Annotated in this window: 18 protein-coding genes; 11 read left to right on the top strand and 7 right to left on the bottom strand. The window is 60.5% G+C overall.

Annotated elements, in window-relative coordinates; genetic code table 11:
* The first annotated feature begins 19 nt into the window (after positions 1-19).
* Together AT699_RS17020 and AT699_RS17015 are read left to right on the top strand one after the other, a co-directional pair.
* Positions 20-295, top strand: a complete 276-nt coding sequence (locus tag AT699_RS17020; RefSeq protein ID WP_024069235.1) for a hypothetical protein — start codon at positions 20-22, stop codon at positions 293-295.
* Positions 296-297: 2 nt separating this feature from the next.
* Positions 298-822, top strand: coding sequence for a helix-turn-helix transcriptional regulator (locus AT699_RS17015; RefSeq protein WP_024069234.1), 525 nt, complete (start codon positions 298-300; stop codon positions 820-822).
* A gap of 15 nt (positions 823-837) precedes the next feature.
* On the opposite strand, the gene AT699_RS31030 is transcribed toward AT699_RS17015, so the two are convergent.
* Positions 838-1,191 (bottom strand): helix-turn-helix transcriptional regulator, encoded by a 354-nt coding sequence (locus AT699_RS31030; protein ID WP_232254286.1) that lies wholly within the window; start codon positions 1,189-1,191, stop codon positions 838-840.
* Positions 1,192-1,315: 124 nt separating this feature from the next.
* On the opposite strand from AT699_RS31030, the gene AT699_RS17005 reads away from it, so the two are divergent.
* The 6 genes from AT699_RS17005 (at position 1,316) to AT699_RS31025 (ending at position 6,252) form a co-directional block, all read left to right on the top strand.
* Positions 1,316-2,281 carry a hypothetical protein gene (locus tag AT699_RS17005; RefSeq protein ID WP_232254220.1) on the top strand — a complete coding sequence of 322 codons (966 nt, stop codon included), beginning with the start codon at positions 1,316-1,318 and terminating at the stop codon, positions 2,279-2,281.
* Between the two features lie 12 nt (positions 2,282-2,293).
* Positions 2,294-2,773, top strand: a complete 480-nt coding sequence (locus tag AT699_RS17000; RefSeq protein WP_058207605.1) for a hypothetical protein — start codon at positions 2,294-2,296, stop codon at positions 2,771-2,773.
* Between the two features lie 22 nt (positions 2,774-2,795).
* On the top strand, positions 2,796-3,452 hold the full coding sequence (locus tag AT699_RS16995; protein WP_024069233.1) for a TIGR02391 family protein: 657 nt from the start codon (positions 2,796-2,798) through the stop codon (positions 3,450-3,452).
* A 90-nt stretch (positions 3,453-3,542) separates the two neighbouring features.
* Positions 3,543-5,075: an IS21 family transposase gene (istA, locus tag AT699_RS16990; RefSeq protein ID WP_054076172.1), complete on the top strand. Its 1,533-nt coding sequence runs from the start codon at positions 3,543-3,545 to the stop codon at positions 5,073-5,075.
* A complete protein-coding gene (gene istB / locus AT699_RS16985) occupies positions 5,068-5,964 on the top strand; it encodes an IS21-like element helper ATPase IstB (protein WP_024069231.1) in 897 nt (298 codons plus the stop codon). The genes istA and istB overlap by 8 nt, the downstream gene beginning before the upstream one ends.
* 117 nt (positions 5,965-6,081) lie before the next feature.
* A complete protein-coding gene (locus AT699_RS31025) occupies positions 6,082-6,252 on the top strand; it encodes a TIGR02391 family protein (protein ID WP_232254221.1) in 171 nt (56 codons plus the stop codon).
* Here the strand turns inward: AT699_RS31025 and AT699_RS16980 are convergent.
* The 6 genes from AT699_RS16980 to AT699_RS16955 all read right to left on the bottom strand — a co-directional run bounded on the left by AT699_RS16980 (position 6,249) and on the right by AT699_RS16955 (position 11,756).
* Positions 6,249-7,307 carry a hypothetical protein gene (locus tag AT699_RS16980; RefSeq protein ID WP_058207358.1) on the bottom strand — a complete coding sequence of 353 codons (1,059 nt, stop codon included), beginning with the start codon at positions 7,305-7,307 and terminating at the stop codon, positions 6,249-6,251. The two genes, AT699_RS31025 and AT699_RS16980, sit on opposite strands and share 4 nt — an antisense overlap.
* Positions 7,304-8,566 carry a hypothetical protein gene (locus AT699_RS16975; protein WP_058207357.1) on the bottom strand — a complete coding sequence of 421 codons (1,263 nt, stop codon included), beginning with the start codon at positions 8,564-8,566 and terminating at the stop codon, positions 7,304-7,306. The genes AT699_RS16980 and AT699_RS16975 overlap by 4 nt, the downstream gene beginning before the upstream one ends.
* A gap of 63 nt (positions 8,567-8,629) precedes the next feature.
* Positions 8,630-10,351 (bottom strand): ABC-three component system protein, encoded by a 1,722-nt coding sequence (locus AT699_RS16970; protein WP_024069230.1) that lies wholly within the window; start codon positions 10,349-10,351, stop codon positions 8,630-8,632.
* Positions 10,348-10,596 (bottom strand): ABC-three component system middle component 6, encoded by a 249-nt coding sequence (locus AT699_RS16965; RefSeq protein ID WP_058207356.1) that lies wholly within the window; start codon positions 10,594-10,596, stop codon positions 10,348-10,350. Before AT699_RS16965 ends, AT699_RS16970 begins: the two co-directional genes overlap by 4 nt.
* Complete coding sequence (locus AT699_RS16960) at positions 10,593-11,513, bottom strand: ABC-three component system protein (RefSeq protein WP_024069229.1); 921 nt, start codon at positions 11,511-11,513, stop codon at positions 10,593-10,595. The genes AT699_RS16965 and AT699_RS16960 overlap by 4 nt, the downstream gene beginning before the upstream one ends.
* A gap of 36 nt (positions 11,514-11,549) precedes the next feature.
* Entirely contained in the window at positions 11,550-11,756 is a 207-nt protein-coding gene (locus AT699_RS16955; protein ID WP_058207355.1) for a type II toxin-antitoxin system RelB/DinJ family antitoxin, read from the bottom strand.
* A 794-nt stretch (positions 11,757-12,550) separates the two neighbouring features.
* Here AT699_RS16955 and AT699_RS16950 point away from each other — a divergent pair.
* The 3 genes from AT699_RS16950 to AT699_RS16940 all read left to right on the top strand — a co-directional run bounded on the left by AT699_RS16950 (position 12,551) and on the right by AT699_RS16940 (position 15,780).
* Positions 12,551-13,375 (top strand): DUF932 domain-containing protein, encoded by an 825-nt coding sequence (locus tag AT699_RS16950; RefSeq protein WP_024069227.1) that lies wholly within the window; start codon positions 12,551-12,553, stop codon positions 13,373-13,375.
* A gap of 81 nt (positions 13,376-13,456) precedes the next feature.
* Positions 13,457-15,508, top strand: coding sequence for a ParB/RepB/Spo0J family partition protein (locus AT699_RS16945; RefSeq protein ID WP_024069226.1), 2,052 nt, complete (start codon positions 13,457-13,459; stop codon positions 15,506-15,508).
* A 62-nt stretch (positions 15,509-15,570) separates the two neighbouring features.
* On the top strand, positions 15,571-15,780 hold the full coding sequence (locus AT699_RS16940; protein WP_024069225.1) for a hypothetical protein: 210 nt from the start codon (positions 15,571-15,573) through the stop codon (positions 15,778-15,780).
* Positions 15,781-15,829: the final 49 nt, after the last annotated feature.

Here is a 15,829-nt window from a genome sequence, read left to right as displayed (position 1 = left end):
CCCATACTGGAGATCACTGATGGCCCGTTCGTCTCATCCGAAGAAAGAGATTGAGGAAGCTCTCAGACATGCCGAAGGGCAGGGCTGGCGCGTCGAAATAGGCGGCAGCCATGCCTGGGGGCGGATTTACTGCCCGTACAACGACGAGGAATGCCGCTGCGGCGAGTTCTGCATCACGTCGATTTGGAGTACGCCAAAGAACCCCGGCAACCACGCCCGCGCTTTGCGGCGTGTCGTGGACAACTGCACCACGCATCGCAAGCAGCGCGAGGCTGGTGACGATGCCAAGGAATAGCGATGGAATACACCTTCACCTTAAAGTACCAGCTTGCCGATGACGACCGCGACCCGGACGTGCTGGTTGAGCGCCTGGGCGAAGCCGGCTGCGACGATGCCTTAGTCGGCATAGGCCAGCCGGGACGGCTGGCGCTGGAGTTCACCCGCGAGGCGGCCGACGCGGAGGCTGCCGTGCGTAGTGCGTTGGCGGCCGTACGCAGTGCCATACCGGCGGCCAAGCTGATCGAAGTCGCACCCGATCTGGTCGGGCTGACCGACGTGGCCGAAATCGTGGGTGTTTCCCGGCAGAACATGCGCAAGCTCATGCTGGCGCATCCGGGCAGCTTTCCTGCACCGGTGCACGAGGGCAGTGCGTCGATTTGGCACCTGGCCGATGTACTGACCTGGTTGCAGGCCAAGGGCAGCTATTCGCTGGCCAAGGACGTGCTGGATGTGGCGCGGGTAGCCCTGCAGGTCAACGTGGCGAAGGAGGGCCAGCGGTTGCCGCGGTCGGCGTCCAAGGAACTCCAGGCTCTGGTCGGATGAGGGGCATTGCCCGCATCATCCTTCGCTCGAACCCGCCCGAACGGGGCGGGTTTTTCGTAGGTGGACATCCGGTTTCGCGCTGCCTCCGCGTGGGGCTTGTTTGCGTTCTTCGATCCAGGCTTCCACTTCGGCCAGGTCCCACACGACGCAACGAGGCGTCAGATTGAAGCGAAGCGGGAATTCTCCGCGGCGCTCCATTTCATAGATGGTCGTTTCAGCCAGAGGAACGATCTGCCGCAGTTCCTGACGGCGGATGGTCCGGCGAAAGGGCAGAACGCCGGACTTCGGAAACTGTGGGAGTTCCCCATAGGCGGCCGAGCCGGGCAGCGCAGCAGCTACGGGGCTAGCGGATTCTTGGGCTCCGCCCATTTGGGGTATCGGGGTATTCTCCATATCGCACTCCATGAGTGTTGATGCCGCAAACCATGAAGTAATGGTGGCTTTCATTGGCTATCGGTGAAACTCGTTGGGGCGTAGTGAGGCGTACTGAAGAATGGATAACTACGGAAAGGGCAGGGACATGGCGACGGTGACAGTTTCTCCAATCCATTTTGAGGATTACAGCGGCATCCAGTTCGAGCGCCTTGTCTTTGCATACCATGTGCGTGCTGGTTGGCGCGATCTGGTTTGGCATGGTCAATCTGGCGGCGACCAAGGGCGTGACATTGCCGGCATCGAACAGTTCGATGACCAGCCGGCTCGCAAGACCATCATCCAATGCGCGAACCGGGACACGCTGACATTGGCGAAGGCCAAAGGCGACATGTCCAAAGCGGTCAAGGCCGCAGGCGGGACGCCAGATGCCTTCAAAATCGTCTCTCGGGGAGCAGTTTCGGACACGAGCCGTGGTCGGATCGAGGAAGCCGCAGCCTCGCTCGGTGTTGCCCATGTGACGATCTGGTCGGGTGTTGAGTTCGAGGAAAATATCCGGCTCCGCGCAGAATACCTGCTGCATCGCTTTGTCCAAGGAACCGAGTTTCCCGATGCCGAGACGGACATCCGAAAATTCGTTGACGACTTCCCCGATCTATCGGATACCGATGCACTGCAACTAATGGCGGCCGTATTCGATCGGCCGGCCTTTCGCACGCCATTTCAGCAGGAAAGTTCTCTGCCCGCTTTTCAGCAGGCGATTGAAGACACTATTGGCGCGCTCAACACTGGCGTGTGGCGGACGCGCGAGGGCGATGACATCAGGCGCATCCCCTCTATTCACCATCTTCGAGATCAACGCATCCAAGCGGTGCTTGCAAAGGTGGTTCGCCAAGTCGACGACCTGCGTCGCATCTTCGTGACCCGTCTCAAGGATGGGGAGATAAGTCGCTGCCGGTGCGGTCAGCCGAATTGCCCTACGTACATCCTCACGCATCGCGTTGCCGACGAACTGGACGAAGCCAGGCGGAAAATTTTGACGACGTTTGGATTGGTGCATGCGTCCTTTGACGTGAGTCTTCAGTAGGTGAGCACGGCAATGGCATTGTCCAAAGATCAAATTCAGTATCTCAACCATCATCAGCCAGGCAAGGCTGTGGCACGCGCGTTGTCCAAACTACTGGACGCTGACCATGACTTGCTCGGCATCGACGCTAACGAACGATCCATCACTTTTCGCTTCGCGATGTATCTCCAACAGCATTTCCCTGATTGGACCGTAGATTGCGAATACAACCGCGATGGTATCGAACCAAAGCGGCTCGGACATCTGGAGCTTTATCCGGACAGCGAGGATGATGAGGCGAAGACCGTATTTCCAGATGTGATCGTTCACCGGCGGGGAACGAAAAACAACCATTTGGTCTTGGAGTTCAAGAAGTCAACGAGCCGCATTGACCGACAGATCGACCTTCGGAAACTTAAGGGCTACAAGCAGCAGCTTGGCTATGAGCATGCCCTGTTTGTGGAGGTTGGCACGGAGGGGCAGGCGATCATCACCGTGCTTGAATGGGCCTGAGGGGCGGAAAGGTAAAGAACTCATGACACGTATTCCACCCTTCAGCTCGCAGCACCTTGAGGCCGCCTGCCGCGTCCTCGCCGATACCGAGCGCGGTTTGAGCGGAACACAGATCGAGCGGCTGCTGCAAGAGGTCGAGGTGGCAGATCCGTCTCCTGGCATGACCAAGTGGAAGCGCCTGTTCAATGCGCTGGCCGGTGCGCAGAACCAGCATCAGCTCGGCAACCATCTCATCATGTTTATCAACCGCGCGATGAACCCGGTGAGCTACGCCCGCGACGCCGCGGCGTTTGCATGGCGGCGCGACGAACTCAACGTCGTCCTAGCCTTCTCCGGCTTCTACGTGCGCGAAGATGGCAAGGTCGCGCACGCCGACAAGGCCACAACGCTCGATGCCGCGCGGGCCCGCGCGGGGCGACTGAAGGCTGCGCTGGAAAGTCGCATCGTGCATGCGGAAGTGCTGGACTACTGCCGCGCCGAGTTGCTGGACGAAAACTATTTCCATGCGGTCTTCGAGGCAACGAAAGGCGTTGCAGAGCGGATTCGCCTGCTATCAGGTCTGAACGGCGATGGCGCTGAGCTTGTGAACAAAGCATTCGCAGGCCAGCAGCCCATTTTGGCCTTGGGGCCGCTCACGACAGAGTCTGAGAAGAGTGTGTTGGTGCCGATGCAATCTTGACCAGCTAAACCGCAAAGTGCCAATCCAATATTGACCAGGGTGTTCCACTGACCTGCTGAGAATTTCAGCAGGGGATTCAAGGTGATCACCATGGACATGATTGGCAAGGTCAGGCGCATGAGGCTGCGCGACCAACTCTCTCTCAGCGAGATCGCAAAGCGCACAGGCCTGTCGCGCAACACGGTCAAGAAGTGGCTCAAGGCGCCCGGCGATGTTGTGCCGAAGTACGAGCGGGTGAAGCTCGATGGCAAGCTAACTGCGTTCGAGCCGATCCTGCATCAAGCGCTCACGACCGACAGCCATCGCCCCAAGCAGGGACGGCGCAGCGGCCGAGCTTTGTTTGCTCAGATACAGGCCCAGGGCTATCGCGGCGGCTACAGCGCCGTCACCGACTACATCCGGCGCTGGCGGGTGGAGTCCGCAGCCAGTCCGGCCAAGGCGTTCGTTCCGATGAGCTTCGAGCTGGGCGAGGCCTTCCAGTTCGACTGGAGCGTCGAAGCCATGCTCGTCGGCGGTGTGTTCTACAACGTGCAAGTGGCGCACCTGAAGCTGTGCGCCAGCCGGGCCTTCTGGCTGGTGGCCTACCCCAGCCAGGGCCATGAGATGCTGTTCGACGCGCACACACGCTCGTTCCAGGCACTTGGTGGCGTCACCCGACGCGGCATCTACGACAACATGCGCACCGCTGTGGACAAGGTGCAGCGTGGCAAGCAGCGCACCGTCAACGCGCGCTTCGCAGCCATGTGCAGTCACTACCTGTTCGATGCCGACTTCTGCAACGTCGCCTCGGGCTGGGAGAAGGGGGTGGTGGAGAAGAACGTGCAGGACAGCCGCAGGCGCATCTGGATCGAAGCCGCGACCCGTCGCTTCGGCTCGTTCATCGAACTCAATGCCTGGCTGAGCGAGCGATGTCGTTCGGTGTGGAGCGACACCACGCACCCGATCCATCGGCAGTTCACCGTGGCCGAGATGTGGGAGTTGGAGAAGCCTCACCTCATGTCCATGCCGGCCCCCTTCGACGGCTACGTCGAACGGTTGGCCCGGGTCAGCAGCACCTGCCTGGTGGCTGCCGCTCGCAACCGCTATTCCGTGCCGTGCGAGTGGGCCGGCCACATCGTCAGCACCCGCGTCTATCCCGAGCGAATCGATGTGGCGGCCGCGGACGCCATCGTCGCGAGTCACGCCCGGCTGCCGGGCAGCGGCCAGACCAGCTACGATTGGCAGCACTACATCGACCTGGTGCAGCGCAAACCGGGCGCCTTGCGCAACGGCACGCCGTTCCTGGACCTGCCGGCGCCGTTGCTGCGTTTGCGCCAGTCGCTGCTCAGGCATCCTGGAGGAGACCGGGTCATGGCACAGGTGCTGGCCGTGGTGCCGCAGGCCGGGCTGGAAGCGGTGCTGGTGGCCATCGAGCTGGTACTCGAAGGCAGGACCCCCAGCGGCAGCATTAGCGTGGAACACGTGCGCAACGTGCTGGCCCGCTTGAACAACCCGGCCACGCCGGCGCAGGCGCAGACGTCCTTGCAACTCACCCAGGCGCCCAAGGCCGATACCGCGCGTTATGACCGGCTGCGCCCCACCCACCAGGATCATCTAGGCGGGCAGGAGGTGGGCCATGCGTGAGACCTCCATCGATGTACAGGCCCAACTGAAGGCGCTGCGGCTCAACGGCATGGCCACGGCTTGGGCCGATCTGACGGAGCAAGGCGGCGATACGGCCTTGGCTGCATCACGCTGGCTGGTGGAGCACCTGCTGCAGGCTGAAGATGCTGATCGGGCGATGCGATCCATCGCCCACCAGATGAAGGCGGCACGCTTCCCGATGCACCGCGACCTGGCTGGGTTCGACTTCACCGTTGCGCCGGTCGACCGCGCGTTGATCCAGAAACTGGCGGACCTCTCGTTCACGCAGGATGCGCAGAACGTGGTGCTGGTCGGCGGCCCAGGCACCGGCAAAACCCACCTGGCCACGGCGCTGGGAATTGCTGGGCTCACCCGGCACGCCAAGCGAGTGCGGTTCTACTCCACGGTCGATCTGGTCAATGCCCTGGAGCATGAGAAGAGCCAGGGCCGTGCCGGACGCATCGCCATGAGTCTGGTGCGCATGGACCTGGTCGTGCTCGACGAGTTAGGTTACCTGCCCTTCAGCCAGGCCGGTGGCGCCTTGTTGTTCCACCTGCTGTCCAAGCTGTACGAGCACACCAGCGTGATGATCACCACCAACCTGACGTTCGCGGAGTGGTCCACGGTGTTCGGCGATGCCAAGATGACCACCGCGTTGCTGGATCGCTTGACCCATCACTGCCACATCATCGAGACCGGCAACGAGTCCTACCGCTTCCGCCACAGCACGCACGAAGCCAAGGGGCGCATCAAGGCTCGTGAGCAGACCAAGAAGGCAGTGGCCGCCCAGGTTAGCGAGACCGCGGAGGAAGGGGCCTCGCCTGACGGCTCGGCAATACCAACCACCAGTTCAAAAAAAGGAGGCCCTACCGAAGCATCCACCCTATAGTTATCCACAGCTGGTTTCTAATGGAACCAGCTTTAGCCCCTGGTCAATGTTCGACTGGCACTGCTGATCACGTTTGCACTGGCACTAACAAAGAGTGAGCAGAAAGGCTTTGCCAACTTGCTGATCGGGCTGTTCGGAGCCGTCCGCAATCCACTTGCCCATGCGCCCAAGACGAACTGGCCTATGTCTGAACAAGACGCACTGGACATCCTGACCCTTGTATCGCTGATTCACCGGAAGCTGGATGGCACGACAAAAATAGGCGCAGCTTCCGGTAGTGGTGCTTAGGTTCCGAGGGCCTCCGAAAACCTTACCCTGTCCAGAGCCCAGTAGTCGAGCAGGCAGAACAAAGTACTGCGGAGTTCGATGCTCGCACTCGCGTGCGACTTGAATTCCTTGGCCATAGCAAGTTGTTCGAATTCTCTCGCTGCGCCGAACAGTGTCCGGGCGACATCATTCTTTGAGAAGTAATCGCCCAATATTGCAGTGTTGAGCTGGGCCAATTGCTTCTCTACGCTGGTTCTGACCTGTCGCGATATTGTTGGGCCGTCAGTCGCGTGCTCTTCGACCAAGCCCATTGCAACATTCAAAACCCTTTTAAGCCCAGAGCTACCTCTGGAGCCATAGGTGAATCCATCTTTTATTAGTTCGCTTCGCTCGGACTGTTCAAGAAATGAGAGCTCCTTCATGGAGTAATCGACCGCGACGGCGATGAAAGAGCAAACGAGGTAGAGGCATCTTAAAGCGGTCTCTCTGGATGCTCCTTTTGTCATCGATTGTTCCGCGAAGAACTTTCCCTGCCCAAGCCACTCATTGCAGCTATCAAAAGATAGCGACTTAGCTAGCAGGCTTTTGGAGAGAACGATTCGCCCACGCCAATCTCCATCCAATTTGCTCAAAGAGTAGTCATTAATTCGAGCAAAGAACTCTTCATCAGAAAGTCGCGCTGAATTTGGATCTTCCGACTTGGCGAGCTTTCCGAGGAAGGCGCCATCAAGAACCAGAACGCCAAGCTCTCGGCCAAAGTCCTTGACCTCCTGGCGCTTTTCCGTTGTGGCCACAATCGCATTGGTCGCCTTTGTGGCGACCCGCAGCCCCTGCACCCAGAAAATGCGTTCAATCGCTTGCGGGGTTTTCTTATTCTTTGCGTCAACTAAGGCAACCTCACGGGATACCGAAGATGTGCGGCTGTACAGCCAAAGATCGATGTCGGTAACATCAAAACCTTCATAGATAAATGGGACGCCGCGAACAACGTAGTAACCGGTTTTAAGGAAATAGCTGCGAAGCAGCTCTTCCATTCTCGGCCCCTTGGTCAGAACATCTTGATTGCCTTTGCTCATAGTCCACCTCCCGTTCGAAGGATGGAAAGCATGTCATTGGTCGCTTTAGGGCTCATCTTTGTCTGTGTCCTTCGAGCCTTTTCACGATTGTGCTCTGGGCCATTGAATGTAGTTACAGCAGCAGTCGGCAATGCGTTCAAAGAGTGCTCGCTAACGTCACCCTGCCGGATGGCTTGCAAGGCCAGCTCGCCCACCTCTTTCTTCAGTAAGCGAAGCATCGGACCAGAGCGCCCCTTCTTCATTCCTTGTTTGACTTCGACCACGCCTTTCAGTTCGAGAACTTTGTAGTCTTCTGCTATGGCGCGAACCGGTCCGACACTTTCGCCTCGGACCAATGCTCCTAGCAGCGCATCAACCATCTGAATCTGGCCGCGTTCATAGTAGCTCTTGGTCATTCCGTAGGTGACGGAACTCACGAAAGCTTTTGCAAGGTCAAAAGCATCGTCCACCATGGAATTACTATATTTTGAGAACGCAGAGGGCAAAGTAAGGAAGCCAACGTCTTCAGTCGAGTTGCTCACTACGCTAACATCGAACAGGCCAATCGCTGTCAATTTTTGGAAGAGGGCATCACCCAAGAACTGTTTTGCATAATCCGTCGTTACGCACGCCTTCTTTCTCAGCGTCTCGGTAAGCTCGGTCAGCTTCGATTGCTCGGCAACATTTAATGAGTCCAAGACGGCTTTGATTTTCTGCGTGGTATCGCGTCGAAAGAGATTCCCGTTGAAGAGCAAAGTCTGGTTGTTCCCAAGCTTCTCCGCATCAACAAAGCCAATTTGTTCGGCCTCTGAGAAGAGTTGCGTCAGATCCCCAGTTGCGATCTTGTAGGTATCGGCCAAGTCAGACGCGACATCTTTCGCAAGGATCGGTGCGACGGAGGCACGCTCCGCGAGGGCAATCGAAGCGATTTCGTTGGTTGCCGGTGAGAGTGAATCGAACAGATCCGCGGTGTGTTGCAGGGCTGTAGTGGTGGTTACGCCAAGCACTGCAACTCCGCCGGCTGACTTATCGACAAGCGACTTTTGCTCCAGTACTTCGATGAGCTTGGGCAGCTCAAATGTCGTGTTGATGTTGGCGGCTTTCGCTAGGACAGAGAGCCTGTCGTTGTTTACAGTGCTGTCCTTATTCGCGGAAATGGCCGACAAAAGTATTCCCGCTTTCCCAGCCAAGTAGGTCTTCTCGTAACCTGATTGGTTGGTCACTCCCTGGAGCTTGTTCGTGTGGTGGATCAGCCAAGATCCTTTTGTCTTCTTGTCCATTCTTTATCCCTTTAAGCCCCAGAGGAGCGCCACGCTTAAAAACAAACCTATGTGACTCTACTTCTATCCGAAACGTATGCCGAACAAGCCGCCGTCCTCCGTGGCATCGGTGAGCCGCTGAGGGAGTACATAGTCATTCAAGTCGAAGCCATCGATGATCTCCTTGAATGCATCGTCTTCGTTCATCGTCACGATGTACTGAAAGCCAAGCTCCTGCGCGATCTCCGAGCCCAGGCGCAACGCACTGATGACCTGGCGGCCGTCGACGCCGTCGAATAGATGGCTGTCATGGATCAAGAAGCCGGGCCCGATCTTTCGGCCCGCGCACAGTCGCATAAGCATCATGTCGAAGCAGAAGATCTGCATATTCTTGATGCCCTTGCTGCGCTGTCCCTGCATCGGAAACTTGAAGATCGGACCATTCGAGGTTTCATCAACCGTCATGCTGCCGGCTGACTCATACAGTCGTTGAGAGGTTTCCTCGAAGGCGACGATGGCTTCGGCGAGTCGGTCCTTCTGCTCAGTAAAGTCGCGGCGCAAGCGAATCGTGAGGCGGTTGCGCTCTATCTCCAATTCGTTCTTTGTGCCTTCGAGTTGCTCGGCGGCCTCAAAGCGTTGTCGCAGCAATTCCACTTCCGACTCTAGCCGCCCCAGTTCGCCTTGCAGCTTGAGGAATTGTTCGAGTGCGCCATGACTCTTGAGAATGCCAAGAATCTCGCCGCGCCGCTGATCGAGCTGGGCCTTCTTACTGTCTCGCAGTTCGATACGCAGCCTTGCAGCTTCGAGCTCGCTAGATAGATAGTCTTTGCGATTGCGAACCACTGAGTCGTGGAAGCTTTTAACATCCTCGTAGCGACGCTTGACCAAGCCGGGTAGCACGATGCCTGCTTCCTGATAGACCGCCTGAAGATCTTCATGTTCTGGCGGAACCTCAGAGGCCAGCGCACCTTCCAAGTCGCGAATCGCAGAGAAATCGATGGTGTTCGCATTGGCCAGCTCGTTGAGCTGGCGGGTCAAGCTGGCGCTTTCGACCTCCAGTTCCCGGTACTCCGGCAAGACCTGGAACGTGTCGATTTCTGCATGAAGCTTCTTGAGGCGAGCTTCCTGAATCGTTAGCTCCGTGCGCAAGTCGGCGGCCTTGCCGATGATTGAACCGAAGGCACCGTTCCCAGCCGCCTTCTTCAACTCTTCAAGGGTCTTTTCCCGATCGCGCACTGCTTGCCAATCTCGTGCAATCTGCCAGTCCAGCCCGAGCAGGAACATCAGCGCCATCTGCATGTCGCCGGTTCCCTGCATCGCGGCCTGCTTTTCCGGCGTCGTGAAGGCACCGCTTGCCTGCCGGCGTACAAAATAGGCAAACAGCGACCGGAAAGACGGCGGCTTGCTGCCTGCGGCTTCAAGGCTACTGAGGCCAAACATCTGTTCGCCTAGGAACGTACACCACTCGGTGGCCGAGAACTTGATCTTGCCGGCAGGCGGGACCGTCACAAAGATTTTGGCTTTGGAGCCGCCGCTGCGCTCGACGACCGTGCGTTCCGACTTCAAATCAAAGTCCATGCCGAAGGTCTGTTCGACCAGCTCCGGCGTACGAAAAATGGACTCTGGGCCAGCATCGGCGCCGAGCAGAAAATGCACTAGCTCAACGAAACTGGTTTTTCCGGCACGATTGCGCGTTTGCTTGGTCGTCGCCCCCTCGGTCTTTTCGGCGAGCAGTACGTTCAGGCCGGGCTTCAGTTCTCCAAGATTCTTGAAGCTAGGTAGCGTGCTGAAAAGGTGGTGAATCACGCGGTCCTCCGTGCCACCAAGCCACTTTCGAGTTCAATGGTTCCCAGCGCGTAAAGGAGGTCGAGCGCGAGCAGAAACCAGTCATAGGTGATTCGTCGAGGCATTGCAGCCGGGCCAACGTCATGCTTGTTCAACTCTTCCCAGAGTGCGGAGACAGTCTTGGGGCGTACGAGGAAGCTCAACACGTGCGCGCCGACCGTCAACAGCGCGCGATCCTGCGGTAGATGCTTGGAGGGGAGAATCATGCGGCCCCCGTCGCTTGAGCATCTTCAAAGATCTCGCATTTGTCGAATAGATATGCCATCACGGCCAAAACTGCTGCCTTGTGCGCAGGCGTGGTATTCGCCGTACCGCCCGCCCATGTCTCTAGGCGGCCGAATATTTCATCAGGATGGAGCGGCGGAACGCGGTCACGTAAGCCAACATATTCGGTCTTGAACGCTTGCGCGATCTGTTCGCCGTAGGTGGGGTTCTTCCAGTTATTGAAGAACTGCGCAACGAGCGGCGACTTCTGCATGCCGATCTTCAGGAAGTCTGCAACTGCCTGAGACAAAAGGTTCGCTTCGATTTTTCCGCGCGACACGTCCTTTACGTCACTCGTCGTGGGGACGGGGGTGATGCTGATGTGCGTGAGTACCGCGGCCAAGTCGCCGAAACCCAGGTTGACGTTCGCTTCCATCGTAAGTGACGGGCCAAACCACGACTCAAGGTCTTCAAGGCTTAGCTGACGGAACTTCGCCAACATTTCCTCGTACCCGCAATGTCCAATTTTGATTTTCGGATTGTCTTGCTTGAGTTTGGCCAGGGCTTCGATGATGTGCGGACCCAAACGCCCATCGGGCGCGTTGTGAACGAAGGTCCACTCATCAAAGTGTTCTTCCCAATGCTCTTTGGCCCCTTCGAAGTCCTCGTTGATTTTCTTGATAGCGTCGGCGGCGCTCAGTTCGTTGGGGGCGTAACTCTGGAACAGGGTTCGCGCGGAGGGGAGGTAGCCGTCGTTCTTGCGATCACCGACGTTCCCCCAAGGCCGGCACGCCATGAAGTCATTGGGGTGCGCCTTCGACATCAGCTTCTCGAAAAGACGTTGAAAGCCATCTCCCTTGGATTCCAAGAAGGCAATGCGGAAGTCCTTTTCGTAATTTAGCTGTTGTATGCGATCCATGCAGTCAGGCCCTAGCCTTGATGTTCTTGGAGTTTTTTAGGCAGAAGCTCGTGGCTTCTTCGTGTCGGGTTGGGCCTGCACACGATTGATATCGAACGGGAGGGCCTTGTCGGCCGCAATCCGCGTGAGGAGCACCCGAATGGCGTCCGACACGGACAAGCCCATGCCCGCCAGAACGTTCGTGGCTTCCTCTTTGATATGCCCGTCAATCCGGGCGCGGACTACATCACTGCTGCTTGCCATTGCATGCCTCAAGCCTTGTTGTAGCTACATTGTGCCCCGTTTGGGCCTCTGTGTCACTTGCAAATCGTTGCGTCTGTTCTGGAGTACGCCGCCTGCATCCTGACGACTCGGCCTGATGCCTTCGCGCCCCTCCCGTGCGCTGCGCGCTGTGCTTGGCGCGCCTCGATACCGACGAACCGGCCGCGTCGGATCGGCCATAAATCCGCAGCCACAGCAGAAATCAGCTTCTCGATGCCTGGGGTGTGGTGCATCCCCTGCGCCTGGTGCTCATCGAACCTTGAAGGCTGGGCGTCCCCGGCCACCTGGGAGATGGCCGGTCGCGCTGTCGTGCGCGTAGCGCATCGAGCCGCCTGCGGCGTCTCGCCCCTGTCGGGCTTCCATCGTTCCCTCGCTCCGCTCGGCTGACGCCTCCGGCCCGGCTTCCAGCTTCGGGCCTGCGCGCTTCGCTTGCCGTGCGGTCAGCGCAAGGGGAGGGCCGTTGCCATGTCCAGCCGTCTCCCCTGACTTCATCACCTTGTCCGCGACTGTAGCCCGCGTCCGTGTGCCGTCAAGGCGCGCAGGGCCGTGTCCTCGGCTGCGCCTGCGGGCCGCACCAACCCTGCGCTTGTCTCCTTGACGGCCCCCGTCCGCGCGCTCCTGCCCGTCGCGGGCGATGAACTCAGGAAAGACGGTGGCAACAGGGCCAACCGGGTTCCTCGTGCCGACCGCACCGAACAGCCGAAAGGCTGGGCTCCGAATCTAGGAATCCGGTGTGCGGTGTGAACAGCAAACCTCTTTTTGTCAGGAGAAAGATCATGCAACTCGCATCCCGTTTCGCGTCCCGTTCCCCGGCGCTGCGCAGCGACTACCCGCTGTCCGATGACCAAATCCGCCGCGTGGCCCCGTCCATCTTTGCCGACGCCCCGCACGAAAGCCGCTCCGAGCGGTACAGCTACATCCCCACCGCGACCGTGTTGCAGGAACTGCGCGGGGAAGGTTTCGAGCCTTTCATGGTGTGCCAGACCCGCGTGCGCCATGACGACCGCCGCGACTACACCAAGCACATGATCCGGCTGCGCCACGCCAGCCAGATCAACGGCCGCGAGGCCAACGAAATCATCCTGCTGAACTCCCATGACGGCACCAGCAGCTATCAGATGCTGGCCGGGATGTTCCGCTTCGTTTGCAGCAATGGCCTTGTCTGCGGCGACACCGTGGCCGACGTGCGCGTGCCGCACAAGGGCGACGTAGCCGGGCACGTCATCGAAGGCGCTTACGAAGTCCTGCACGGCTTCGACCGGGCGCAGGAATCGCGCGATGCCATGCGCGCCATCACGCTGGACGCCGGGGAATCGGAAGTGTTCGCCCGCGCCGCGCTGTCCTTGAAGTACGAAGAGGACAAGCCCGCACCCGTCACCGAATCGCAAATCCTCATGCCACGCCGTGGCGACGACGACCGCCGCGACCTGTGGAGCGTGTTCAACCGCACGCAGGAAAACCTCATCAAAGGCGGCCTGTCCGCCCGCGCCGCCAATGGCCGCCGCCAGACCACCCGGCCCGTGCAGGGCATCGACCAGAGCGTGCGCCTGAATCGCGCCCTGTGGCTGCTGGCCGATGGCCTGCGCCAGCTCAAAGCCTGAATCCCCACGCGGCAGGGGCAGGCAGCAGCCCTTGCCGCTTCCCTCGCTGCTGCATCCCCTGAACCCATAGGAGTTATCACCATGAACGCCGTTACTCAAACCGAAGCCCGCGCCATCGAAATCGCCGCACCGCTGGAAATGGCCGACCCGTCCAAGAACCTGATCTTGGTTGCCCTCTCGCAGTTGCTGCCGCGCCGCTCCAAGCGCAACGCCCGCAAGATGCCGCGCCTGTCCATTCCCGAACTGGCCGCGAGCATCGCCCGCATCGACCTGCTGCAAAACCTGATCGTGATCGCATCCGCCGATGGCGAGCATTACGAGGTGGTGGCCGGTGATCGCCGTTTGACTGCCTTGAAGCTGCTGGCGAAGAAGCACCGCATCCCCGCCGACTATGAGGTGCCGTGCCTGCTGGTGGCCGATGGCAGCGCCCGCACCGTCAGCCTCGCGGAGAACCTGATGCGCGAACAGATGCATCCCGCCGACCAGTTCGAGGCGTTCGCCGCGCTGGTCAAGGAAGGCCGGCCCATCGAGGACATTGCCGCCGACTTCGGCGTGTCCCCGCTGGTGGTGCAGCGCCGCTTGAAGCTCGCCCACATCGCGCCGCGCCTGATGGCCGACTACCGCGCCGGAGCCGTCACGCTGGAACAGTTGATGGCCCTGACCATCACCGACGAACAAGCCGCGCAGGAAGCCGCGTTCTATGGTGCGCCGGAATGGCAGCGCAGCCCGTCCGCGCTGCGCGCACGTCTGACCGAGCGCGAAATCGACGCCACGCACGCGCTGGTGCGCTTCGTCGGGCTGGACGCCTACCGGCAGGCAGGCGGCGGCATCCGCCGCGACCTGTTCGCCGAAGGCGATGCCGGAACCTACCTCACCGACGCCGGAGTGCTGGAAACGCTGGCGCGCGAGAAGCTGGCAACGCTGGCCGAAGACGTGCGCGCCGAGGGCTGGGCATGGGTGGAAGCCGTGCCGCATCTGGCCTACGAGGAACGGCAGGCGTTCCAGAACGCACCGCGTCACCGCCGCGAGCCGACCGCCCGCGAGGCCCGCCGCATCGCCTCGCTGGAAAACCGCCTTGAAAAGATCGACGCCGAACTGGAAGAAGCCAGCGACGCCGAGGACGAGGCCAAGGCCGAGAAGCTGGAACAGCGGCGCGATCAGGTGGTCGGGGAACTGCAAGACGCGGAGGACGCCTTACAAGGCTATGCGCCCGAGGTGCGCGAGGTGGCCGGTGCCATCGTCACCATCGACCGCAACGGCGAGGCCGTCATTCATCGCGGCCTGCTGCGCGAGGCCGAGGCCAAGGCGCTGCGCACGCTGGAAAAGCTGCGGCGCGGCTTCGGCAACGCCGAAAGCGAAGCCGACAACGACGAAGGCCACGACGCCGACGACGCGCCCAAGGCCGCGAGCCTGTCCGACCGGCTGGCGCAGCGGTTGAGCGCCCACCGCACGGCGGCGCTGCAAATCGAAGTGGCCCGGCATCCGCAAGCGGCGCTGGCCGCGCTGGTGCATGGCATGGTGCAGCAGGTTTTGCAGCCCGACGCCTACGGCGACGACCTGCCGCTCGGCGTGCGCCTCAGCGTGCAAGACCGGCTGGAAGGCATGGCCCCGGACTGGCCCGAATCGTCCGCCGCCGTGGCGCTGCGCGAACTGCAACAGGTGGCGGGTGCTGGCTTGCCGCAGGACAGCGCCGAACTGTTCGCCGCACTGCTGGCGAAGCCGCAAGACGAACTGGTCAAGCTGCTGGCCGCGTGCGTGGCTTCCACGGTGGACGTGGTGACGCCTCGCGCCACGCCGCACCAGCCCGGCGAGGAACTGGCGCAAGCCGTGGGCCTCGACATGGCCGCATGGTGGCAGCCGACCGCCGAGGCGTATTTCCGGCATGTACCGAAGGCCGCGATTCTGGAAGCCGTGGAGCAGTTCGCCCCGACGCAAACCCCCCGGCTGGCGAAGTTGAAGAAGGCCGACATTGCCAGCGAAGCGGAACGGCTGGCCGATGGCACGGGCTGGATGCCCGCCATCTTCAAGGCCGAAACGCCGGAAGCCACGCAGCCAGAACCGCAGGAGCAGGACGACGCCCCGGAGGATGCCGAGGCAATGGCGGATGAACCCGCCGAGGCGCTGGCCGCTTGACTCGCGCCCAAGGCAAGCGCCCCGGCCTCGACCGGGGCGCTTCGCTGAAAGGAAAGCACCCCATGACCTGCACGACCACCAGCCGCCCACGCATGGCGGCGATCTATGCCCCCGGCGCGGTACGCGCCCGCCGCTGGCACGGCGACGGCGACGTGCGCGGCTACCGCCCGCCCTCGGGCTGGTCAGCCCGCGCCGACCTGACCGACATTCACCCCATCACGGGCCGCGCCTTGCCGCGTGCCGTGTGGTGGCTCATCGAGACGAAGGACTAAATCAGCACCGCGCCCAGGCCGTTCCGTCCTGGGCGCGGTGAAATGCACA

Origin of the sequence: Achromobacter xylosoxidans, assembly GCF_001457475.1 — a bacterium.
Classification (GTDB): Bacteria; Pseudomonadota; Gammaproteobacteria; order Burkholderiales; family Burkholderiaceae_B; genus Achromobacter; species Achromobacter xylosoxidans.
This window is presented reverse-complemented; position numbering and strand designations above follow the sequence as displayed.